This is a genomic window from Leptospira jelokensis (assembly GCF_004769635.1).
Lineage (GTDB): Bacteria > Spirochaetota > Leptospiria > Leptospirales > Leptospiraceae > Leptospira_A > Leptospira_A jelokensis.
In genome coordinates this window covers 132,016-153,989 of sequence record NZ_RQGH01000014.1, presented here as the reverse complement: position 1 = coordinate 153,989, position 21,974 = coordinate 132,016, and the positions used below count along the sequence as shown (strand labels likewise).

At 41.0% G+C, this 21,974-nt stretch carries 21 protein-coding genes; 9 read left to right on the top strand and 12 right to left on the bottom strand.

Features of this window, described 5'->3' with window-relative positions; genetic code table 11:
- Window positions 1–15: 15 nt before the first annotated feature.
- Both EHQ62_RS07860 and EHQ62_RS07855 read left to right on the top strand, forming a co-directional pair.
- Window positions 16–2,784 (top strand): 2-oxoglutarate dehydrogenase E1 component, encoded by a 2,769-nt coding sequence (locus EHQ62_RS07860; RefSeq protein WP_135641671.1) that lies wholly within the window; start codon window positions 16–18, stop codon window positions 2,782–2,784.
- Window positions 2,785–2,892: 108 nt separating this feature from the next.
- Window positions 2,893–3,726 (top strand): hypothetical protein, encoded by an 834-nt coding sequence (locus EHQ62_RS07855; RefSeq protein ID WP_135641670.1) that lies wholly within the window; start codon window positions 2,893–2,895, stop codon window positions 3,724–3,726.
- A gap of 9 nt (window positions 3,727–3,735) precedes the next feature.
- Here the strand turns inward: EHQ62_RS07855 and EHQ62_RS07850 are convergent, their stop codons facing one another.
- The 7 genes from EHQ62_RS07850 to EHQ62_RS07820 form a co-directional block, all read right to left on the bottom strand.
- The gene (locus EHQ62_RS07850; protein ID WP_135641668.1) at window positions 3,736–4,503 is read right to left on the bottom strand and encodes a hypothetical protein; all 768 of its coding nucleotides are present in this window, start codon (window positions 4,501–4,503) and stop codon (window positions 3,736–3,738) included.
- A complete protein-coding gene (locus tag EHQ62_RS07845; protein ID WP_135641667.1) occupies window positions 4,503–5,624 on the bottom strand; it encodes a DegT/DnrJ/EryC1/StrS aminotransferase family protein in 1,122 nt (373 codons plus the stop codon). Before EHQ62_RS07845 ends, EHQ62_RS07850 begins: the two co-directional genes overlap by 1 nt.
- Window positions 5,625–5,639: 15 nt before the next feature.
- The gene (locus tag EHQ62_RS07840) at window positions 5,640–6,062 is read right to left on the bottom strand and encodes a hypothetical protein (protein ID WP_135641664.1); all 423 of its coding nucleotides are present in this window, start codon (window positions 6,060–6,062) and stop codon (window positions 5,640–5,642) included.
- Entirely contained in the window at window positions 6,059–7,003 is a 945-nt protein-coding gene (locus EHQ62_RS07835) for a PdxA family dehydrogenase (RefSeq protein WP_135641662.1), read from the bottom strand. Before EHQ62_RS07835 ends, EHQ62_RS07840 begins: the two co-directional genes overlap by 4 nt.
- On the bottom strand, window positions 7,004–7,444 hold the full coding sequence (locus EHQ62_RS07830; protein WP_012388052.1) for a bactofilin family protein: 441 nt from the start codon (window positions 7,442–7,444) through the stop codon (window positions 7,004–7,006).
- A gap of 68 nt (window positions 7,445–7,512) precedes the next feature.
- Complete coding sequence (locus EHQ62_RS07825) at window positions 7,513–8,286, bottom strand: hypothetical protein (RefSeq protein ID WP_135641660.1); 774 nt, start codon at window positions 8,284–8,286, stop codon at window positions 7,513–7,515.
- Window position 8,287: 1 nt separating this feature from the next.
- A complete protein-coding gene (locus EHQ62_RS07820) occupies window positions 8,288–9,487 on the bottom strand; it encodes an LBF_1011 family protein (RefSeq protein WP_135641658.1) in 1,200 nt (399 codons plus the stop codon).
- A gap of 48 nt (window positions 9,488–9,535) precedes the next feature.
- Here EHQ62_RS07820 and EHQ62_RS07815 point away from each other — a divergent pair, with 48 nt between their 5' ends.
- The 7 genes from EHQ62_RS07815 (at window position 9,536) to EHQ62_RS07785 (ending at window position 19,564) form a co-directional block, all read left to right on the top strand.
- The gene (locus EHQ62_RS07815; RefSeq protein ID WP_135641656.1) at window positions 9,536–11,803 is read left to right on the top strand and encodes a lytic transglycosylase domain-containing protein; all 2,268 of its coding nucleotides are present in this window, start codon (window positions 9,536–9,538) and stop codon (window positions 11,801–11,803) included.
- Window positions 11,804–11,871: 68 nt separating this feature from the next.
- Window positions 11,872–13,161 (top strand): citrate synthase, encoded by a 1,290-nt coding sequence (locus tag EHQ62_RS07810; protein ID WP_015676072.1) that lies wholly within the window; start codon window positions 11,872–11,874, stop codon window positions 13,159–13,161.
- Window positions 13,162–13,209: 48 nt separating this feature from the next.
- Window positions 13,210–15,135: a SpoIIE family protein phosphatase gene (locus tag EHQ62_RS07805; protein ID WP_135641654.1), complete on the top strand. Its 1,926-nt coding sequence runs from the start codon at window positions 13,210–13,212 to the stop codon at window positions 15,133–15,135.
- Entirely contained in the window at window positions 15,132–15,968 is an 837-nt protein-coding gene (locus EHQ62_RS07800) for a class I SAM-dependent methyltransferase (RefSeq protein ID WP_135641652.1), read from the top strand. The genes EHQ62_RS07805 and EHQ62_RS07800 overlap by 4 nt, the downstream gene beginning before the upstream one ends.
- A 15-nt stretch (window positions 15,969–15,983) precedes the next feature.
- Window positions 15,984–16,817, top strand: a complete 834-nt coding sequence (locus tag EHQ62_RS07795) for a TrmH family RNA methyltransferase (protein ID WP_135641650.1) — start codon at window positions 15,984–15,986, stop codon at window positions 16,815–16,817.
- Window positions 16,814–17,881 (top strand): glycosyl transferase, encoded by a 1,068-nt coding sequence (locus tag EHQ62_RS07790; protein WP_135641648.1) that lies wholly within the window; start codon window positions 16,814–16,816, stop codon window positions 17,879–17,881. Before EHQ62_RS07795 ends, EHQ62_RS07790 begins: the two co-directional genes overlap by 4 nt.
- Entirely contained in the window at window positions 17,882–19,564 is a 1,683-nt protein-coding gene (locus EHQ62_RS07785; RefSeq protein WP_135641646.1) for a DUF342 domain-containing protein, read from the top strand.
- Here EHQ62_RS07785 and EHQ62_RS07780 read toward each other — a convergent pair.
- Genes EHQ62_RS07780 through rpmE form a run of 5 tightly spaced genes read right to left on the bottom strand, consistent with a single transcriptional unit; the run spans window position 19,553 to window position 21,969 of the window.
- Window positions 19,553–20,317 carry an LA_1326/LA_4305 family lipoprotein gene (locus EHQ62_RS07780; RefSeq protein ID WP_135641644.1) on the bottom strand — a complete coding sequence of 255 codons (765 nt, stop codon included), beginning with the start codon at window positions 20,315–20,317 and terminating at the stop codon, window positions 19,553–19,555. The two genes, EHQ62_RS07785 and EHQ62_RS07780, sit on opposite strands and share 12 nt — an antisense overlap.
- 7 nt (window positions 20,318–20,324) lie before the next feature.
- Window positions 20,325–20,684, bottom strand: a complete 360-nt coding sequence (locus EHQ62_RS07775) for an STAS domain-containing protein (protein WP_015676045.1) — start codon at window positions 20,682–20,684, stop codon at window positions 20,325–20,327.
- A gap of 54 nt (window positions 20,685–20,738) precedes the next feature.
- Window positions 20,739–20,927, bottom strand: coding sequence for a hypothetical protein (locus EHQ62_RS07770; RefSeq protein WP_135641642.1), 189 nt, complete (start codon window positions 20,925–20,927; stop codon window positions 20,739–20,741).
- Entirely contained in the window at window positions 20,924–21,718 is a 795-nt protein-coding gene (locus tag EHQ62_RS07765) for a pentapeptide repeat-containing protein (protein ID WP_135641640.1), read from the bottom strand. Before EHQ62_RS07765 ends, EHQ62_RS07770 begins: the two co-directional genes overlap by 4 nt.
- Window positions 21,719–21,768: 50 nt before the next feature.
- Window positions 21,769–21,969, bottom strand: a complete 201-nt coding sequence (rpmE, locus tag EHQ62_RS07760; RefSeq protein WP_012388038.1) for a 50S ribosomal protein L31 — start codon at window positions 21,967–21,969, stop codon at window positions 21,769–21,771.
- Between the last annotated feature and the right edge of the window lie 5 nt (window positions 21,970–21,974).

The window sequence follows — 21,974 nt, the reverse complement described above, 5'->3', positions numbered from 1 at the left end:
TTTTAGGGAGAATATATGACAACCGATCAGATGATGAGTTTATACGGCGATAACGTTGTATTATTGGAAGAGTATTACAAACAATTTAAGGAAGATCCTTCTTCCTTATCCAAAGATTGGATCGATTTTTTTGGGGAATTAGAACGAGCTTCTGTTTCGAACAATGGTACAAACGGAAGTGGTTTTAATGGAAATGGGTATGTAAACTACACATCCACCGAACACCGCAAAGACTCTTCACTCAGTGATTTTGGTATCATCAACCTTCTCAATGCCTATAGAAGGCAAGGCCACCTTGCAGCAAACCTCGATCCATTAGGAATCAATAAACCCAACCGTGAATTCATCGACTTAAAAATCAAAGCCCTAAAAGAATCCGACTTGGATACTGAAGTGGATTCTGGGATTGCAAACCTCGGAAAAACAAAACTTAAAAACGTCATCGATTGGTTTGAAAAAACATATTGTGGGTCGATAGGTTGCGAACACTACTACCTTGTCAATGATGAGGAACGTGAGTGGTTACAAAACCGAATGGAACCTCTTGCCAATAGCGAACCTATCAGCAAAAAGATCGCCTTACGTTTGTTTGAAAAGCTATACCAAGCCGATAGTTTTGAAAACTTTCTAGCCAAAAAATTCGTGGGTAAAAAACGATTTTCACTCGAAGGTGGAGAAACCATGATCCCGATGCTTGATACCCTTGTGGAAGAAGCGGGGGGTCATAAAATGGATGCTCTTGTCATTGGGATGGCGCACAGGGGACGCCTCAATGTCCTTGTGAACATCATCCGTAAACCAGCAGGCCTTATCTTTGCAGAGTTTGAAGAAAAACTAAACCCTGGCCAACTTGGGTATGCAGACGTAAAGTACCACCTTGGGTATTCCAATAATGTGATGACCCATTATGGAAAAGAGGTCAAACTTTCTTTAGCCTTCAACCCATCCCACTTGGAAGCCGTTGACCCTGTGATCTTTGGTTCGGTGCGTGCTCGCCAAGAAATGGCAAAAGATATGGACCGCTCCAAATACATGCCTGTTGCCATCCATGGGGATGCAGCCTTTGCCGGACAGGGTGTTGTAGCCGAAACTTTTAATATGATGAACCTAGAAGGGTATACGGTTGGTGGAACCTTCCATATCGTCATCAATAACCAAATTGGATTTACCACACTTCCAAGTGAATCCAGATCCACTCTTTATGCCACTGACCTTGCCAAAGGTTTCCAAGTTCCGATTTTCCATGTGAATGGAGATGACCCAGAAGCAGCATACCGTGTCACAAAACTCGCGCTAGAGTATCGACAAAAATTTAAAAAAGATGTGATCATCGATTTGATTTGTTACAGAAGGTTAGGCCATAACGAAACAGACGAACCTTCGTTCACACAACCTCAAATGTATGATATCATCAAAAAACATCCGAAAACAATCTCTCTTTATGAACAAAGATTATTACAACGTGGGGACATCACTCCAGACGAAATCCAATTCATCAAAGATGGAATCGCACAAGGATTAGAGGACTCCTTCCAACAAGCAAAAGAAAAAGACACTCGTATCACCGTAGACACTCTTGGTGGTGTTTGGTCTAGGTACACAAAAGAACCTCTTGATTCCGATGTACACACACAACTCCTACAACAACAATTAGGTGGTATTGTAAAAGCAGTGACCACTCTCCCAGAAGGTTTTACAGCCAATCCAAAACATATCAAAGTTTTGGAAGACCGTAAAAAAATGGGGGCTGGCGAACTACCGATAGACTGGGGATTTGCAGAAGCTCTTTCTTTTGGTTCCATTTTGGAAAATGGATTCCCAATTCGACTTGGTGGGCAGGATGCTCAAAGAGGAACTTTCTCTCACAGACATGCAACTCTCTCTGATATCGTAAATGGGAAAAAACTCACCCTTCTCAATCATATCAGTGACAAACAAGCCAAAATCGAAATCGTCAACTCATCCCTTTCCGAATATTCATGTCTTGGATTTGAGTATGGATTTTCCCTTGCAGATCCAAGTAGCCTTGTGATGTGGGAAGCTCAATTTGGTGACTTTGCTAACAACGCACAGGTGATCTTTGACCAATTCATTTCCAGTTCGGAAATCAAATGGCAAAGGATGTCGGGACTTGTTTGTTTATTGCCGCATGGTTACGAAGGCCAAGGTCCAGAACACTCTTCGGCAAGGCTTGAACGTTTCCTGCAACTTTGTGCCCTCGACAATATCCAAGTGGCTAACCTCACCACACCGGCGCAGTACTTCCATATCCTTCGCCGCCAGATCTTACAAAGTTTTAGAAAACCACTCATCATCATGACACCGAAGTCACTACTTCGTTTGAAAGATGCAGCTTCTAGTTTGGAAGACATCACAACTGGTGCTTTCAAAAAAATCCTACCAGATCCTGTGGCAAAACCAGAGAAAGTGGAGAAGTTACTTTTCTGTTCTGGAAAGGTTTACTATGACTTACGTAAGGCTATCGATTCCCAAAAATTGGAAAACGTTGCTGTCGTTCGTATCGAACAACTTTACCCGTTCCCTGAAAACCATATCAAACAAATGATCACAAGTTACGGAAAACTGAAAAAATTTGTTTGGGTTCAGGAAGAACCAAAAAACCAAGGAGCTTGGTTCTTTGTGCGTGATCGTATCGAGGCACTTATGCCAGAAAACAAAAGGTTACATTATGCGGGACGATCTGAGTTCCCAAGCCCTGCCTGTGGACACGTTGTCACACACTTAAAGGAACAAGAAGACTTAGTAAAGGATGCCTTGTCTTAAAAACAAGAATATCACTACATACTAATAACAGAAAAAGGCCTTGGGGGAAGACTCTAAGGCCTTTTTTTTGCAATTGACAGCCACTAAGCAGCCGTTAAACTTTCTTCGATGAGAATAAATTTACCTCCCCTTAATCGTTTTGTCATATTCGTTTGTTTGGTGATTTGCATTCCTTATTTCAATGTAAATGCACAGGTGATCAAACCAGAACCCGTTTTTGGATTTTATAAAGGTGGGTTTTATATGTCCATCATTGGAGGAGAAACTGCATACACAGGAGGGTCTCTCATCCAAAGGGAAAAAGATTACCAAAATGGCTTACGTACCCAAGCCAGTTTAGGAGTTATGCCCGTCCGTTTGATAGGGACTGTTCCCTTCCCCCAAAATTTTCCTCTCCCAACCGACAAAGTCCAAGCTGGGAATACGAGAAGGATTTCCATGGAGTACGGACTCACAGATAATCTTGGTTTTTTTATCTCGTATAATACAATTTCCATTGAGTCACAAGGGACAAACCAACTCGCAGTATTGGATCGGAACCAACCAAACGGGTACATCACGTATATCGAAGCCGTGCCTTTGAGTGCCACTCTTTACAAAGACCGTAGTTATGGAATCGGGCTCAATTACCATTTTTTATCCAAAAATCGATTTGATCCTTATATGGGACTTGAAGTCAGTATTTTAAATTTTGATACCAAGTACAGGTCAGGCCAGTTGAATAATTTATACTACCCAACCTACACACACCCTGGAACGGGCATTGGAGGGAGAGTGGCATTTGGAACCAATTATTTCATTACACCTGAATTTGGTATTGCCATTGAAATTTATGGATCCAGAAAAATCCTAAAATCCAACGCATTTGCATCGGAATCGATCAACCACGCCGGTTTTCAATTCGGATTTATCTTTAATTTCGAAGCAATTGGAAAGTATTAAACAGTTTATTTAATTAGGTTCTTGTGACACAAATGCTTCCAAAGAACCACTGAGTGTGCCTTTGGCAGAAACTACATCATAATCAAAAAGGTGGAGTTTGATCGGTGGTTCTGGAAGTTTTTTCTTTTGGTTTTTCATTTGTGGTTCTGGGTTTTTTCCCAAAATCAAAGTTAGGTGGTTTTTAGAAGAATTGAATAATAACTTTCTAAAATGAAAACCAGTTGGTAAAATAGAATCCAATTGGTTGGTATCGGGGTCATATAGGAAAACAAATTTATGGTCTTTGTAATTGAGAACCCCATCTAAATTACTGTCCTCAGTCACTGCAAAAATCAAAAGTTTTTTCTCAATTTGCAAAACATCTTCTTTTGGGTCATCGATGGTATTGGCGACCGACTTTTTAGAAAACTCACCCATAAAAAAATCCCAAATGTAAACATCGTGAGTGAAGAGTTTTTGGACCTTACCATCCTTTAAACTAATGGAGTATAAATTACGGGCATGGGATAAAATCCCATCGGGACCAAACCCACCCGATTCGGTGACAAGGCCATGAGGGTAAATGAAGTATTGTTTCCAATAAATTTTCCCATTCCCATCTTCTAAATCCAAACTGTCAGTTGGTTCGGGAGAGTTGTCTTTTTCTTTGGACTCTGGTGTTTCCACAGTCACTTCATACCCACCATCATAGAGGCGCCAACTTTTAGACAAACTAAAGGTCAACACCGCAAGGATGAGTAAAAAGAATAAAAAGACTCCTACCCGAATTTTTTCCATTACTTACTAGCGTTATACGCTTTTATTGCACTCAAAACTTCATCCATTTCAGAACTTGTCATATAAGCAAAAAGTGGGAAGTTAAGAACTGATTTTGAGATCCTACGAGCATTTCCCTCTTTTCCAAACCGTTCGATGAGGTAAGGTTTTGCACCAGGTTGGTCAGACATAGCACCTGGGTAAATATTCCCAAACCCAATCCCTTTCTCTTTTAAAACCGCCTCAATTTTTGGTCGGACTTCTGGATCCACTAGTGTTACGTTACAATATCCATTTTCGTCATACTCTTTTGGAGGTTGGATCACTCCAATCCCAAGTCCAGGTAATTCCTTATAATAGATGTTTTGTGATGCTTTACGAGATTCGATCCTCTTTTGTAAGTGTTTTAAAGAAAGATTGAGGAATGCCGCTTGTAAAGAATCAAGCCTTGAATTCCAACCCACAAGTCCATGTTCGTAATGAGAGGTCCTTCCATGGTTCACTAGGCGGCGTGTGACAACCGATAACTCTTCATCGTTTGTAAACACTGCCCCACCATCGCCCGCAGCACCTAACACCTTTGCTGGGTAAAAAGAAGTAGTAGAGATCAGTGCATCTTTGTACAAAGAGTTTCCATTGTGTTTGACTCCAAAACACTGAGCCCCGTCTTCAATGAGGGCTACATTTTTTTCTTTGCAGAACTTTCTGAGTTCTTCAATTTTCGAAGTCCCCCATCCATACAAATGTACAACGAGTGCTGCCTTAGGTTTTACTTTTTCCACAGCTTCTTGGAAAACTTGGAAATCCATTTGTAAATCCACAGGGTTTGTATCCACAGTGTAGGGATCCCCACCCACATTCACAACCGCTTCGAAGGTTGCCCAAAATGTGGAATCAGGTAATAACACTTTATCACCACGACCCACACCCACAGCACGTAAGGCAAGTTGTAAGGCATCAGTCCCGTTTGCACAACCAATGGCATACTTGGTTTCTGCCCAAGTGGCAAGGTTTGTTTCTAAATCAGTGACTTCGTTTCCGCCAATGAACTGTGCGTTTTCGGACATGGACTTTACTTTTTCATTCCAGGTGTCCAAAAATCCTGGTTCAAAACGTTTGATATCTATAAATGGAACTGCCATTGTTCGCCCTTTCTTTTACTTATTTGCAAATATTTGATGAAGCCACTCGTTGAACTCTTTTGAATAGAGAGTCCATAAGAAAAATAATGCCCAATACAGAACCGTCCCATACGCTAAGCTTGGGATCAAGGTTTTACTTAAATTGTTCGAAGCAGAATAATAAATTCGGATGAGGACAAGGGGCCATAAAAAAAACAAAAACACATAAATGGAATTTCCCATGGCCGAAATCCATTGCAAAACTTCTGCTTTTGGATTTTCCTTCCACCTCGTGACTCCAAGCCAAAACTCAGGGAAAAATTGAACCAGGTAAAAACAAAACACCAAAAAGAAAAAGAACTTCCAATGGGGTTCCAAATCCCTACGAAAAAAAGTGAGGAGCAGTCCCACAAACCAAATGAATAAAACGGGAAAGGCAAGGGTTTCCAAAAGGGTCATACTGGCTTTGTTTTTGTCTCCACAAGTCGTTCTAAACAGGCGATGAGTCCAGTCGGATCGGCACACCCCTTTCCTGCGATTCCAAATGCCGTTCCATGGTCAGGGGACACACGCGTGAAATCCAGACCTAAGGTTATGTTCACACCCTTCTTTCCTTCAAGCAATTTAAATGGGATAAGGCCTTGGTCATGGTAACAGGCCAAATACAAATCGTACGGTTTGGCTCCTGGTAAAAAAGCAGAATCAGCAGAAAGCGGACCTTCCACAGTCAATTTTGCCTTGCGCAGGGAAGAGACCCCGTGTTTTAAGATGGTGGTTTCTTCCGTTCCAATCTTTCCCCCTTCTCCCGCATGGGGGTTTAAGCCCAAATAACCAATGGAGGGGTGCTTTAGATACGGGGAAGTTTGGATCGCACGGCAAAGCTCTTTCCAATCAAATTTTTTTAATTCTTTAACAACGTCTTGTAAGGGAACATGGGTGGTTAAGGGGATCACATTCAATGTTTCACCAGCCATCATCATAAAGGTAGGTCGTTTGTAGGCCGCAGCCAAGGCCTCCGTATGACCACGAAATCCCTTCACCCCTGCTTTTTGCACCCACTCCTTGGAAAGAGGGAGTGTGATGATGTCCCCACCAAATTCCTTTTGGAAGTCAATGGTGGAAAGCAGTGAGTCATATGCTATTTTACCCGAAGCGCTAGAAGGTTTGCCAAGGACAAAGGATTTGGATTTTCCCGTTCCCTTCCAAGTGAGGGAATAAAATCCCGGGCCATCGATTGGTTTGGAAAGATTGGGAAGTGAAGGTAGTGTTTGGTTGTGCGGCCCTCGGACGAGGTAAATGCGGTGGTGGTTTCCTAAGGACTGTAACTGGGGGAAGGCGGACTCCAAAAGTTCGTAATTGATACTCGTTGGGTCCCCTTCCGAAATGAAGATGGTTTTCAATTATTCTTTGGCGTTTGGTTGTTTCCCAAAAATCTTTTCGACGCTGAGTGAATCTTTGGAGTATTCCAATTCGATCAGGTCTTTTGCACTGTGTTTGAGGTCATTGGAAATCATACAACGACCTTCTAAAATGACACCATTTTGGATGATGAGCTCAGGGGTTTTGATGTCCCCAAGGATTTTTGAGGTGGGAAGGAGCATCACGCGGTTCCTTGCTGTTACGTTCCCAACGATAATCCCTTCTACAATGACACTCGCCGCTGTGATATTGGTTTTGACCTTTCCTGTGACACCGATGTAGAGGTGTTCGGCTTGGAGGGATTTACCCTCGAATTTACCGTCAATTTTTAGAGATCCATTGATGAAGAATTTTCCGTTGAAGTAAGAATTCTCACCAATAGTTGAATTGGTAACTTCGGTCTGATTTTTGACTAATGCCATGCGTTTGCGAGTCCGTGTATGTGATTTTTCACAGTGTCTTCGTTCCCCCTAGGAATGAAAAGGTTTTTTTACCCTCGAAACGACGGGAGGCGTATCAAATCACATGCTTCTTCGGCAAATTCCTCAAATTCACGAAGCCCTTCCATAATGGATCGACCTTCTAAAACGGTTGCCTTTTCAAACCTTGGATTGAATTTGATTGGCTCTTCCATGTTCATGATGACATTGTTTCCTTCTTTTATGTCTTTGTTTACGGCAACAAGGAAGTCACGGAACTTACCCAAGGTCTCAAAAGACTCTGCAATAAAGATACGAGATTGTTTGTTTTTCATCCGAGAGAGCTGTTCACGAAACTCTTGTTTGTCTGCGGCTGCATACTCTTCTACAGTTTCCACAAGGATTTTCATATTACGTCGTAAGTTTTCCATGTATTTGAGTACCGAGTCACGTTCTGTGGCATGGGAGTAATCAAATTTGATATGGGCATCTCCAAGGATCGGTATGTATTCCAAATCCATAATATTGATGAGTGTTCCAATTTGGTTGATCTCACTATCATTGGAGTTGGGTGAAATTTTCATCACAGGGTATTGCGATATGATTTTGTGTTTGAGGTTTTCTGGATTTTCTTCCCGGGTTTTGGCATTCCGCATGGTTTGTTCCAAATTGTCTGGAATTCCATCAGGTGACACTTCTTGCATCCTTCGACGATATCGTTCGATATCAAAGGCAACACGTTCTTTTTGGAGATCGTTTTTTGCATTCCGTTCAATTTTCTCCAAATTCCTCAGCATTTTCTGCAATTTGGAGAGTTCCATAATTTGTTCTTGCGAAAGTGGCATCTTATTCCCAACCCTCAGGTAGTGTGATCGATTCATTTCCGCTTTCTAACGAACGTTTGATGGCAGAACTTGTTTTTGTATCACCTTTATATTGCAAAACTCTCCAATACAAATTGAGAGCAAGGGGCAAATGTTTAAGCCTTCCCGATTTTTGGTAAAATTTCAGGAAAAGATCATATTCCTTTTTAACAAACTGAATGCAGGCAAGTTGCAGTGATAGTAGGTACGAATATGGTTTGATCGCCAACTCCCCGTTCAATTCCCTTTCAAAACTTTCCCCTTCATTTCGAAAACGCACAACGGTATCAATACAAGGATTCATTGTATGAGTGAGTTCATACCCAAACTCATTCCCACTCATCCAGTCCCCCCTCAATTCTGATTCCAAATCAGTTTGGTATTTGGGGAATGATTGTTCAGGAAGGTAACGTTTTGCAAATCGTAAGGCATAAAACGGAGGGATTTTTCCAAAAGAAACCAATTGGAATTTTTCTTTTTCCCAAGTTTCCCATTCTTCATAAAATCCGATCAGAAATTTCCAAATGCGAAAGGAATCGGGAGCTTGTAATAATCCAAGTTCAATGGCATGAAACAAAACTCCCACCAGTTGCCAATGGGATTCACTCAAAGCCGCATCGACTAAAGTTGGAAAATGAATTTTATCAAAATTCCCTTTGGCATACTCAACTAACATATGCAAGATGGAGTTTTCAAAAGGGATCTCTGAAAATTCCCATCCAAGCAAATATAAAAACCGACGGTTATCATCCGTTTGCCCAAAAAACTCTTTCGTGGACAGAACCCATTTTCGAAATTCCGGTATGTCCCCCACATACAAAAGTCCAAAACCGATGAGTTCCCAGTCCTCTCGTTCCATCTCCTCAAATTCGCGATTTTGGCAGAGTTTCCAAATTTGGTCCAAACTTTGTTTGGGAAAACGTGTGGGAGATTGCAAAACCGGGTCGTGGAACCGAAAGTTGGCATCATTTTGGCCAAGAACCGAACAAAGGCTGAACCCCCCAGAGAAATCGGTCGATAGATAAAAAAGGTAGTTTGCAAAACGAGACTGATTGCCTGAAAAAAAGGCACGAAGCTCTGGCCACAACTCAGGGAGAGAAACATTTGGTTGGGTTTCCTCCGTTGGGTGGAATTCGATTCTATATTCTGGCCAGCGCAGTTTGTATTCTGTTTGTAAGCTCATAAGGAGGGGAACCTTCCCTCTCTAAATTCGTAATCATAGGAAGTATGCATGAGGCATTTTTGGTTAGCAAGTAGAATTCTTCTCTTTTTCACTACATCCCTACTTGCTGAGACAGACCTTCATTATTTAGTTAAATCCCACCAATGGGGTCAAATTGAATCTCATTTCAAAAACACAACACCTTCGCGTGAAAGTGAAGTGTATTCACTCATCGAATTCCATGAAAAAGCACCTAACGGAGACAAGGAGAAACGATTTCGTTATTTGTTATCTCTCATTCGTGGGGTGTTTGTGACAGAAGCAAACGAAGAAGAAGTAAAAAAAATCCTCACACAAACCATGCCCTTCCAAACCACTCTGTTTAAATTGAGTTATTGGAAATTGTACAATGAGATCACATCCAAAAATTACCTCACACCTCAGGAACGAATTCAATTTTTAAATCGATTGAATTTGGAAGAGGATCCCATTTGCAGGCGTGTACTTGATGAACAAATTAGGTTACTTGCGGCAAATAACCAATGGAAGGAAATCACTGAAAAAATCCAATCCATTCCAGACTCATACAAAAAATATCTCTTAACAGGTGATAGTTTGTATCGTTATGGGAAAGCAAAACTTATCCTTGGCGATGAAAAAGCTGCAATCGAAGAATGGCTTATTTGTTTACAAAAAGATGGCCTGATGGACCAAACCATACAAATGATCGCTTCCGATTGGAGTAAGTACAAAGGGAGTGGGAGTATCTTACAATTAAATCCATCGGAGATCACTTTATTCCTACCAGCCATCAATGCAAATGACAAGGAAGCTCTCTTTCGTTCGAGGCCTGAGATATTCTCCAGCCGCTTAAATTATTACGAAGGGTTCAAACACCTAACATCATCTCTAACGAAAGTTGGAAAAATGAACGAACTTTTTCGGGTCTTACGTGCGAACAAAAGTTTTGTGGATATGGACTCATCTTGGATTGTCTCCCTTGCCGATGTTTTGTACCAACAAAACAAATTCCATCAAGCAATTGAACTCCTAAAAACCTTTCCTGGAAAAGATGCCGGGTATTACCGCGTTTTTGCCGCATCCTATGACAGATTGGGTGAGAAGGAACTGTACTTCGAAAATTTAATTTTATACCTTGGCAAATACCCATTCAATTTATTCTACCAAGACCGATTGATTGAGTATTTGGTGGAACGAAAGGGAGACAAATCTCATTATGCCCCACTTGCAAAATTCGAAAGGGCACTTGCCGAAATTCCAAACCTTCCTGTAAAAGGAAGGCTTGTGTATTGGTATTTACGTTCTTTAAAAGAAAATGGAGAAACAGAAAGGCTAAAAAAAGAACTCAAACGGTATTATGCACTTTGCCCTGGTTCCTATTATACCCGAGTGATCCGAGAAGAATTTTTAGCAACCATCAAAGAATCCAATAAACCAGAAAATCCTACTTATAACAAAGAATACCTATTTGAATACTTATCTTATACCGCAGGGATCCCAGAAGAATCAGGAGCCCTTATTGGTAGGAATTTAGGATTTGTGTATCCCAAAGACTCCTATGAACTTGGGAACAAATTGGGTGGGATGAGTTCGAGGATCCAAGGCCACAAACTCTTAAACCTTGCCAAAGAATATTTCCGTGTCGGAGAAGATAGTTTAGGGCTCCACCTTGTGAACTTCCATGTCAAACGAGAAAACCTTTCAGAAGATGAAAAGGATGAAATCCTTGTTGGGATTGGGGACTTAACACGTAACACGTATTATTCGGCATTTCACACACGTTCCCTTCTCAAACGCTATCTCATCCCTGATGATCCCATTTTACTCCCCACTTCTCTCTCGGTTCGGATGTATCCAAGGCCCCACCAGAATATTGTCTCACGCTACGCAAACGAAAACGGGATCCCAGAGGACAGTGTGTATGCACTGATGCGTCAAGAATCCTTTTTTAAAGAGACTGCCACCTCAAGGTCAAACGCACGTGGCCTCATGCAAATCATGCCTGCGACTGGACGAGAGCTTGCGCAAAGGATGGGAATTGCATCCTATTCACTCTATGAACCAGAAACTTCGATTCGGTTAGGTACAAAATTTTTGGCCTACCTTCTCAAGTCCAATGGAAACGAATTGAAATGGGCATCGATTGCTTACAACGGTGGGCCAGGCAATTTACGAAAATGGAAAAAATCCGTGTACTCCGGCGATTTTAACCATTTTTTGGAAGACCTACCTTACAAAGAATCAAGGGACTATTGTCGCATTGTCGTATCGAACTTCTACGCATACGATATCATGAAAAAATACCACAAGTTGTAAAAAATGGCTTTTCCCCACCCTTTCCCCTGTCTATTCTTTGAAATAGACAGAGATATACAGGAGAAGATATGTCCGAAAAGGCAATTCTGAAAGTGGATGGAAAAGAGTTCGAACTTCCAATCGTTGTGGGAAGTGAAGACGAAAAGGCAATTGATATTACAAAACTCCGCCAATTGTCAGGTTATGTTACGATTGATTCCGGTTATTTAAATACAGGTGCTTGTACAAGTGAAATCACCTTTCTCGATGGTGAAAAAGGAATCCTACGTTACCGTGGAATTCCCATCGAAGATTTAGCAGCAAAGTCAACATTCACTGAAGTTGCCTATTTACTCATCTATGGAAAACTTCCAAGTGCAGCAGAGCTTACGCAATGGAATAGTTCGATCACAAAACACACAATGATCCATGAAGACCTCAAACGTCTTTTCAATGGATTCCCAAAAGATGGCCACCCGATGGCGATCATGTCTTGTATGATGGGATGTTTGTCCACTTATTACCAAGACAGTTATGATCCAATGAATGAGGAACACAGAGAAATTTCGATCATTCGGTTACTCGCAAAATTTCCTACCATTGCAGCATATGCCTACAAAAAATCAATTGGCCAACCCATCATCCATCCGTTAAACGAATTGGATTATGCATCTAACTTTATGAATATGATGTTTGCGGTACCGGCTGAAGACTATCATATTGATCCAGAAATTGTTTCTGCACTCAATTTACTCCTCATCCTACATGCAGACCATGAACAAAACTGTTCAACATCTACTGTTCGTTTGGTGGGTTCATCACTTGCCAATTTATACGGAGCAATTTCCGCAGGGATCCTTGCACTTTGGGGGCCTCGCCATGGTGGTGCCAACCAAGAAGTTTTGGAAATGCTCGAAGGGATCAAAAAAAGTGGTCTTTCCGTTAAAAAAATCGTAGAACAAGCAAAAGACAAAAACTCGAGTTTCCGACTCAATGGGTTTGGCCACCGAGTGTACAAAAACTTTGACCCACGTGCAAAAATCATCAAGGTTGCTTGTGACAAAGTGTTAAACAAATTAGGAATCAAAGACCCACTGCTTGATATCGCAAAAGAATTGGAAGAAGCGGCTCTCAACGATCCATACTTTGTGGAAAGAAAACTTTATCCAAACGTTGACTTCTACTCAGGGATCATCTACCGAGCACTTGGAATCCCAACCAACATGTTCACTGTGATGTTTGCAATGGGAAGGCTCCCAGGTTGGATTGCACAATGGAAAGAAATGATTGAAGACCCAAATTTGAAAATTGGTCGACCAAGACAAATTTACACTGGTCCAAAAGAAATTTCTTACGAGACTGCAAAAAAACAAGCGTAAGACGAAAAAAATTAGGACAAGGGTGATGGCCCTTGTCCAAGCCAACCCTTGAAACGATCCTCCTTCCAAATCCTTCTCACGTTCCTACTTTGGTTTCCTTTTGTTTTGCCTATTTTTTCAGAGAACCGTGAAGACATTGGGGAACGATTTGTTGCGACAAAACAGTTTTCCTATTGGATCGACCGAAAATCGGAGGTTCCAGTAGAATCAGTTTTAAACCAAGGGACTTTTCAAAAACTAAACGATGAGTTTGCGAATTTTGGATTTTTAAAAGGAACATTGTGGTTACGCCTTGATCCAAATGATTTTCCAGACTCCAGCAAATTTCCTTTATTATTGATACAAGCGCATAACATAGATTCGGTTGAATTGTATCATAAATTTGATGGGGAATCTTACATCATCTCAAAATCGGGACATGAGCAACCAATGTTCCAAAGGGAAATCCCCCACAGAAATTTTGTATTCCGATTGGGACACCAAAAGGAAACCATCCTCATCGCGATTAAATCAGATATTTCCTTACAATTTTCATTAGTCTTCACAAACCAAAGGAATCTGCAAAGAGAAGATTATGTGACCCAATGGGTGTATGGTTTGTTTTTCGGAAGTTTGGGAATCATCATCTTATACAATCTTGCCATTGCCTTTTTTGTAAGAGATAAAAGTTATTTTTATTACATTGGTTATGTTTTGTTTTTTGGACTGGGCCAATTGTCTTTACTTGGATTCTGGGGTTATTTTTTTGTTCCCAATTCTTATTATTGGAAACGGGTGGGCATTCCTGTTTTTTTTAGTATCTGTTTATTTTTCTTTGTTTTATTCACTGCCAATTTCCTAAAAATCAAAGTCCGTTTGCCAAGAACCACAAGGTTTTACCAACTTTTAGGTGCCTTTTCAATATTCAATGTATGCATAGCGCTCTTTGGAGGGATTTCAGAAGCATCCATTGGAGTGAGTTGGTTATCTGTTTCCATTTGTATGACTTTATTTGGAATTTTGATTTGGGGTCTAAAAAAACGGATTCGATCTTTTTATTACATCTCCATTGCATTTTTTCTTCTACTCCTAACATGCGTTATTTATGGACTATTGAAATTTGGAATTTTACCAAGTAATTCCTTTTTAGAAGAAATGTTGTTTCCGATTGCCTCTCTTGCCGACATCACTCTATTTGCATTTGCTTTGGCTGACAGGATCCAACTGCTTCGCCAAGAAAAAGATTTAGCCCTTGCCCAAGTCACAAGCCTTCGGAGAGAACGAAAGATTTCGCGTGACATTCTCATGCAATCCCTTCCCAAAACAAGTCCAAATGTGAAAAACCTGCAAATCCAAATTTACATCCAACCAATGAAAGATGTTGGAGGGGATTTTTATGAATACCATTCTCCAAATCCCTTTGAATTAGGAATCGTATTATGTGATGTATCTGGGCATGGTATTCCTGCCTCACTCATTTCCGCAATGGGGAAAGTGGCATTCACCACACAAAAAGATTCGATTTCTTCCCCAAAACAAGTGTTAGAAGGGATGAACCGTGTTTTGTATGGGAACTGTTCTCCACAATATGTGACTGCATCATATTTATACCTCAATACTTCTACCAAAGTGTGGAGGTTTGGGCGTGCGGGCCATCCAAGTGCCTTTTTACAGAGGGCAAGTGGCGAAATCATCAAAGTCCATCCAAAAGGAAAGATCATCGGAGTATTCCCGGAAATCCAAATCGATGAAACTACCTTCCCAGTTCTCCCCAAAGACCGTATACTGCTTTTGAGTGATGGGGTACTGGAATGTTTTGATCGCAAAGGGAATATGTTTGGAGATTCAGGCCTTATCGAATTTTTAAAAACCAATCGGGAACTACCCAATCATTTATTCAAAGGCAAACTCATCCAAGAACTCGAGTCATTTTCAAATCGGGAAATAAAAGACTGGGAGGACGACCTAACCTTTATTTTTCTGGAATTGGTATGACAAAAAGTTACGAATTATTGGATTCTGGTGACCTATCCAAATTAGAAATCGTTGGCGGATACAAATTGCAACGTTCTTCCCCTACTTCCGCGTATGGCAAAGAAACACCTGGGATATGGAACGATTTACATGCCATCTACATCAAAAATGATTCGGGCTCTGGGCATTGGAATTTCCAAAAAAAGGTACCAGAAAGTTTTACCATCGAATTTTCAAACCTAACATTTAAAATCAAACTCACTCCCTTTGGACACATTGGCCTTTTTCCAGAACAAGAAACGAACTGGAACCGTATCCGGGAGATTGGTAAAAAAAAATCAGGACTTGAAGTTTTGAATTTATTTGCCTACTCAGGTGGTTCCACACTAGCTTGCCTCGATGCCGGGATGAGTGTATGCCATGTGGATGCTTCCAAAGGAATGGTTGACTGGGCAAGGGAGAATGCAAAACTTTCAGGCCTCGATGCGAAACCAGTTCGTTGGATTGTGGATGATGTGATGAAATTCATCCGCCGAGAAATCAAACGAGGGAAAAAATACCAAGGCCTCATCCTTGACCCACCCAGTTTCGGACGTGGTTCCAAAGGAGAAGTTTGGAAAATTGAAGAGAATTTATCAGAACTCATGGATGCACTCATGGAATTGTCAGATAACAAACCTGAGTTTGTCATCCTCAGTTGCCATAGCCAAGGGTTTAGCCCTCTCACACTGGAACGGATCCTTTCCTCGCGCATCAAAACAAAAGGGTTGTATGAAACAACAGAACTCTACATTCCAGAAACTTCTGGAAAAAAATACCCTGCCGGTTTTTGCACCTTTTTCAAAAGATCGTAAGAGAACTTTCCTCAAATGAAACCACAAAGGAATTACATTACAAGTTTCTCCAATCCAAAAGTAAAATGGGTATCTGGTCTCAAAGAAAAACGAAACCGAGATGAAGAAAAAAAATTTTTCATCGAAGGTTACCGAGAAATCAAAAAAGCAATTACCGGAAACCCATCTTCACCTATCCCATGTTTACCGGTAAACATCACAAGTTTATTCATCTCTCCAGAATGTTTTTTAGGAGAGAACGAAGAATCCCTTATCGCATCCATTCGTTGTCCTGTTTACGAACTACCTCGAAAGATCTTTGAAAAAATATCCTACCGAGATCGGCCAGATGGTCTCATTGCAGTGGCCGATACTCCAAGTGCATCTGTTCCTTGGAAAGAACTTCAGGTACTAGATACAAATCCCATCCTCATCATCGAAGGTGTAGAAAAACCAGGAAATCTCGGAACCATCCTTCGTACCGCGGAAGGTGCGGGTGTGGGGCTTGTGATTGTTACCGATCCAAGGATTGATTTATTCAATCCAAATGTTGTACGGGCAAGCACAGGTACCATTTTTACACTTCCCGTATACATTGGAGACCTAGGTGAAGTATTAACAGAATTCCAAAAACGAGGTTACAAACGTTACGCCGTCACACCGGAAGGCAAAACCTTATACAGTTCTGTGAACCTAAAAGAGAAGTCAGTATTTTTATTTGGGAGTGAACAGTATGGACTGAGTCCTCTTGCCAAAGAACTTGCGGATTCTACTTTATACCTACCGATGCTCGGTGAAGCCGATTCTCTCAATTTAGCAATGTCTTGCGGGATCGTTTTGTACGAATCGATTCGCCAACGATCCATATGAAACTTTATTTTGCGATTTCAGGCCATGGTTTTGGCCACATCAGTCGGTCAGGCAGTATCATCAAACGGTTATTAGATGAGGATTTCATAGAAGAGATCCATTTGGTCAGTACACGAATTGGTTTTATCGATTTCCAACACCCAAAATTAAAACTTAAAGCACTGAAGTTAGATGTTGGAATCACTCAAAAAGATTCCCTGTCCATAGACTTGGAAAACACTAAAGAAGAACTCATCCGATTTGAAAAAACCAAAGCAAATCTGTTACAGGAGGAAACAAAATACTGCAAGGAACATCAAATTTCTCTTATCCTCACAGATAGTTCTTCATTTCCCATCACACTTGCATTGGAAGTGGGAATTCCCAGTATCTTTCTCGGAAATTTCACCTGGGATTTTATCTATCGTAATTATTCCAAGTCAGATTCTTATTTCGGAAATTTAAGTGAACAATTGGAAGTGGAATATGGATTTGCGACAGAAGCTCTCATATTACCTTTCCAATGCCCCATGCCAAATTTCTTAGAAAAAACTAACATTGGTCTTGTGGGGAGAAAACCCAATTTAACAAAAGATTTGGCACGGAAACAATTTGGATTCAATGATGAAACTACCTATATCTTACTTTCTTTTGGTGCGTATGGGTTAGAAGGTCATACATTACAAACCAAAAATTTACCAAAAAACATCCAACTCGTTGCCTATGGGGTTCCTGGTATCCAAAAAGAAGGGATTTTGGTTCCCAATGTTTCCCATTACCCTGACCTCGTAACAGCCGCCGATTTTGTCTGCACAAAACCGGGTTATGGAATTTTAGCAGAATGTTATCATGCAAAAACTCCCATCCTCTATACAGATCGAGGAGACTTCATTGAATACTTGTATTTGGTGAATGCACTGGAACTATACTTTCGATCCGCTTACCTGAGTTTGGAGAAAATTATTTCTTGTGAATTTGAAGAAGTGCTGAGATACCTTACCACAGTGGATGGAATGACTCCCAAATCCGAATTAAAAATTGATGGTGAAGGAGATGTCGTTCGCCATCTGTTAGAATATACTTAAATGCCAGGCCCTGATTCATATACAGATCGAATTTTACAAGACTTGGAAGCATCTGAAAATGGTTACTTCCAAATTGAAAACGCCAATGGCAAAGCCATATTAAAAATCACAAAACCTGGTTCCAAAGGTAAAAAAGTAGAATTCAAAGATGTCCTTGCCCGAGTGCAACTCTTTGGTGTGGAAGGATACCAAGCCGAACACTTAAAAAAAATCGTATTACTTGCCGATGGGAAACCAGTGGAAATTGGGTCTTGGTCCAAAGGAGATCCCGTTCCATCGTATGCAGACATCAGTGTTTCAGACGATGGTATGGAAGCGAAAATGGTTTTACACCCTCCCAAACACGGTGGTCCCCTTCTCACCGAATACCAGTTACGTGAACAAATTGCAGCTGTTGGTGTATCGGTGGGAATCATTGATTCGGTCATCCAAAACCAAATCAAAAATCCTGAATTTTTTGTTCCTTACGTGATTGCGAAAGGCATCCCTCCCATCCCAGGAAAGGATGGAGAGATCAAAATTTATTTCCGATCTGACAACAAACCACAGTTAGAAGAAGATGAACATGGTCGGATCAATTACAAAAACATCGGTGTCATCCAATCCGTAAAACCAGGTGACCTCATCGCAGAGAAAATCCCTCCCAAAAAAGGAGAGTTTGGAAAAACCGTCACGGGAACCATCCTACCCTACCAAGAAGAAAAAATCGTTGAATGGATCCTTGGCCCCAATGTGGAACTGAAAGGGGACAAACTGTACGCTAAAATTGCCGGCCGTCCTGTCCTTTCCGCTTCCTGGGAAATCAAAGTGGATGAAGTGATCCAACTAGAAGCTGTGGACTATTCCACAGGCAATATTGATTTTCCTGGAACCATTATCGTTGAGGAAAAAATTGGTGATGGGTTTTCTCTCACCACAAGTGGCAGCATCATCATCCGTAACTCAGTTGGGAAAGCCTTTCTCAAAGCAAAAGGTGATATTGTTTTATCAGGTGGATTTATGGGTCGCGGAGAAGGATACATCGAGTCCGAAGGGAATATCTATGCCAAATTTGTGGAACAAGGAAAACTGACTGCCCAAGGTTCCATTTTTGTGGAAGAGGCGGTGATGCATTCCGAAATTTCTGCCAAAGACTTTATCCGTGTGATGGGGGGCCGTGGAGAAGTGATCGGTGGCACCATCATTGCTGGGAACTCACTCACCTGTGCCAAACTCGGTGCCGTTGTGGAAACAAAAACGAAAGTGGCCATTGGAACCCCACCAGAACTTCTGGATGAACTGAACCGGATGAAAAAAGAAATTTCGGAAAAAGAAATCACCCTCCATAAAGTCCAACTCACACTCACCAAACTTGTCGAAAAAGGCCAAAAAAAAGAACTCACCCAGGAAGAAAAAGAAACCATCACTAAACTCAAAGATGCGAATGATAAGTTTTCAAAGGTATTGGAAACACAAACCAAACAGTTTGAAACAGCACTTGGTTCCTATGAACCAAATCCCGATGCTTTTGTGGATGTGGAAAGGGAAGTGTTCCCTGGAGTGGATTTAAGTTTTGGTGCGGGGAAAAATTACCGGATGGGTATCAACTCCCTCGTTGGGAAAACACATTTTTATTTGGGAACCGATGGTTCCATCCAAACAGAACGGAATGTGATTCGAAAAGAAGACGACCTACTCCTCTAACAAAACCCCATCTTCTTCATCTCTCTGGATTTTTTTCTCAGGTTTTAAATCGGCTTCTACTGAATTGGAAATTTCGTTGGAACTTTTTTTCCGTTTTTCAAATTTCAATTTTGCCAAATCTGATTTGTCAAAAACAAGCCAATGTTTGTTACGAAACCCACCTACTTTTTTAAAACTAAATCCTTGTCCTTGCAAAACATAGGTGGATTGAGGGAAGTGATCAAACGGAATATCAGGGATATTGGACCAATCAAAATAATTCCCTTGTTCATCATAAGAGATTTCTTTCTGTAATTCACCAAATAGAATCTCAATGGATGTGTCCGTGGACCAAATATAAAAAGATGTCCTTGAATAGTGGGATACCACTGATTTCACTGGATTGTATTTTGAAATGACAAGTAAGATCTGGTTTGGTTTTAATTTTTGTAATCCATCCACAAGATCCAAAGCGAATTCCTTCACTTCTTTTTCTTCGAAGATGTATTGGTTCACATCACCATAAGAACTTTCTTCTCGGAACCGAATGTTTCCCAGTAAATCTAAAATTTTATCTTCCGTAAGTTCAACTGGATGGGCAAAAGTTTTGGCAACAGAAGATTCTGTTTTCACATTGATTTTATCACGGTTTACCGTATAAATCGCAAACTCGTTGCTACGAAAAAGAAGGGATCTGGATTTTACGCCAGTAGCACAAGATTGAAGGATACCAATGGTAAACGAAACGAATAAAAGAATGCGAAGGGATTTCATATTGGTGTTAAGCCTCTAGAGTTTTTTGAAACTCAGGAAATTTTGAAAGGTATTCATCCAAAGTCAAAATGGAAAGGATATGATTGAGTCCAGACAATCGAAACACAGAGTTTAGATTTTTGTTAAGGTTGGTTACAAAGATTTCCACACCACGGTTGTGGAGAGCAGAGGATGCTTTGATCACAGCACCAATCCCACTGGAATCCAAAAATTTCACCAAATGAAAGTCCATGGTCAATTTACCAAAATGAGAACCTTCAATTGCTTTTTCGAACTCTTGGTAAAACTCGCGTGAATTTTCCATCAGGACATCCCTTTGGATGGAGAGTAACAGGTGGTTTTCCTGACGGTGGCTTTGAATCAACATACTAGGATTAACAATACGTTACGATTCTCTTCTTTTGTGTCAAGAAAATCGGGCTTAGGAAACTGGTGCCAAATCGGTTAGGTTCATCTCTAAATCGTGAGGGTAACCTTCTTTGTCATTATAAATGACGATTGCCTTATCATTTTGGATTTCTTTCACTTCGACAGTGGAACCAGTAAAAATAAAAATCCCTTTGTGGAGGAAGGTTTGTTTCGTGAGTTTTGCCTTGTCGCCAGGTTTCATTCCCCATCCTCTTTTTTCAGATAGAGGTCTTTGCCTGCTTTTTTCATCACATCAAAGATGTACATTTGGCTATGGTCCACACGTGTTCCGATATCATAAATCGCATCGGTAAAATCAGCACCTTCGATTTTTGCGGAAGCGAGTTTGGCAAATCGAAGGTCAGCACCACGGAAATTGGCATTACGAAGGTCCGCTCCATTGAAAAACGAAGCCTTTAGATTTGCTCCTTGGAAGTTTGCTCCAACAAAACTAGAGTTCTGCAAAAAAGCATTGTGAAGGTCAGCACCTGAAAAATCCACACCATCCAATTTTTCTTTTTCAAGCATTACACTGGATAATTTTGCCTCTCGCAAATGCCCTTGTTTGTGAAGCAGCTCCATGGTTTGCGCTTTTGTGATTCGGTTTTCTTTGGGAACCCCTTGTCCTGATTCGTAGTCTTCCACTGCTTTTTTAAGAGCAGCAACTGCGGACTCCGGGTAGTTTTTCCTTCTTTCTGGAAATTCAAATAGAGTTTCGAGTGTTTCTGGTGTTAGGTGTTTTAGTTCCGTTAAGGATTTACCTTTTGCGTACTCGGTTGCCATGGCAAGAGCCACAATCCCAAACCCACAACCTGTTGTAGTGTAACTGGCGTCTTCTACAACTTGTTCGTCGTTTAACTTTAGATAGATGCGGTAACCGTCTCCGCAACCAGTGTTGCGGTAGTAGGAAACGACAGTAGCGTCTTCCATCTCACGGTAATTCATCCTTTGGTCGTTGATTTCTTTGTAGCGAGCAAAGTCCATTACTGCCATGAGTTGTTCTCCTGTTGTAACTTAGACGGTTCCAAAGAGGCAAAAGCCTCTTATTTCATTTTGTATTTTTTCTTGAACTTGTCTACGCGGCCTGTTGTGTCCACGAGTTTGGATTTTCCCGTGAAGAAAGGGTGGCAGTTGGAACAAATTTCCACACTGATGTCCCCGGAAGTGGAACGTGTTTCGATCACAGTACCACAAGCACATTTGATTTTGGCAGCAACGTATTTTGGATGGATGTCAGTTTTCATGGTGG

Coding starts and splice junctions, on each gene's coding strand:
- EHQ62_RS07860 (WP_135641671.1), top strand. CDS start 16: ATGACAACCGATCAGATGATGAGTTTATACGGCGATAACGTTGTATTA.
- EHQ62_RS07855 (WP_135641670.1), top strand. CDS start 2,893: ATGAGAATAAATTTACCTCCCCTTAATCGTTTTGTCATATTCGTTTGT.
- EHQ62_RS07850 (WP_135641668.1), bottom strand. CDS start 4,503: ATGGAAAAAATTCGGGTAGGAGTCTTTTTATTCTTTTTACTCATCCTT.
- EHQ62_RS07845 (WP_135641667.1), bottom strand. CDS start 5,624: ATGGCAGTTCCATTTATAGATATCAAACGTTTTGAACCAGGATTTTTG.
- EHQ62_RS07840 (WP_135641664.1), bottom strand. CDS start 6,062: ATGACCCTTTTGGAAACCCTTGCCTTTCCCGTTTTATTCATTTGGTTT.
- EHQ62_RS07830 (WP_012388052.1), bottom strand. CDS start 7,444: ATGGCATTAGTCAAAAATCAGACCGAAGTTACCAATTCAACTATTGGT.
- EHQ62_RS07825 (WP_135641660.1), bottom strand. CDS start 8,286: ATGCCACTTTCGCAAGAACAAATTATGGAACTCTCCAAATTGCAGAAA.
- EHQ62_RS07820 (WP_135641658.1), bottom strand. CDS start 9,487: ATGAGCTTACAAACAGAATACAAACTGCGCTGGCCAGAATATAGAATC.
- EHQ62_RS07815 (WP_135641656.1), top strand. CDS start 9,536: ATGAGGCATTTTTGGTTAGCAAGTAGAATTCTTCTCTTTTTCACTACA.
- EHQ62_RS07810 (WP_015676072.1), top strand. CDS start 11,872: ATGTCCGAAAAGGCAATTCTGAAAGTGGATGGAAAAGAGTTCGAACTT.
- EHQ62_RS07800 (WP_135641652.1), top strand. CDS start 15,132: ATGACAAAAAGTTACGAATTATTGGATTCTGGTGACCTATCCAAATTA.
- EHQ62_RS07795 (WP_135641650.1), top strand. CDS start 15,984: ATGAAACCACAAAGGAATTACATTACAAGTTTCTCCAATCCAAAAGTA.
- EHQ62_RS07790 (WP_135641648.1), top strand. CDS start 16,814: ATGAAACTTTATTTTGCGATTTCAGGCCATGGTTTTGGCCACATCAGT.
- EHQ62_RS07785 (WP_135641646.1), top strand. CDS start 17,882: ATGCCAGGCCCTGATTCATATACAGATCGAATTTTACAAGACTTGGAA.
- EHQ62_RS07780 (WP_135641644.1), bottom strand. CDS start 20,317: ATGAAATCCCTTCGCATTCTTTTATTCGTTTCGTTTACCATTGGTATC.
- EHQ62_RS07775 (WP_015676045.1), bottom strand. CDS start 20,684: ATGTTGATTCAAAGCCACCGTCAGGAAAACCACCTGTTACTCTCCATC.
- EHQ62_RS07770 (WP_135641642.1), bottom strand. CDS start 20,927: ATGAAACCTGGCGACAAGGCAAAACTCACGAAACAAACCTTCCTCCAC.
- EHQ62_RS07765 (WP_135641640.1), bottom strand. CDS start 21,718: ATGGCAGTAATGGACTTTGCTCGCTACAAAGAAATCAACGACCAAAGG.
- rpmE (WP_012388038.1), bottom strand. CDS start 21,969: ATGAAAACTGACATCCATCCAAAATACGTTGCTGCCAAAATCAAATGT.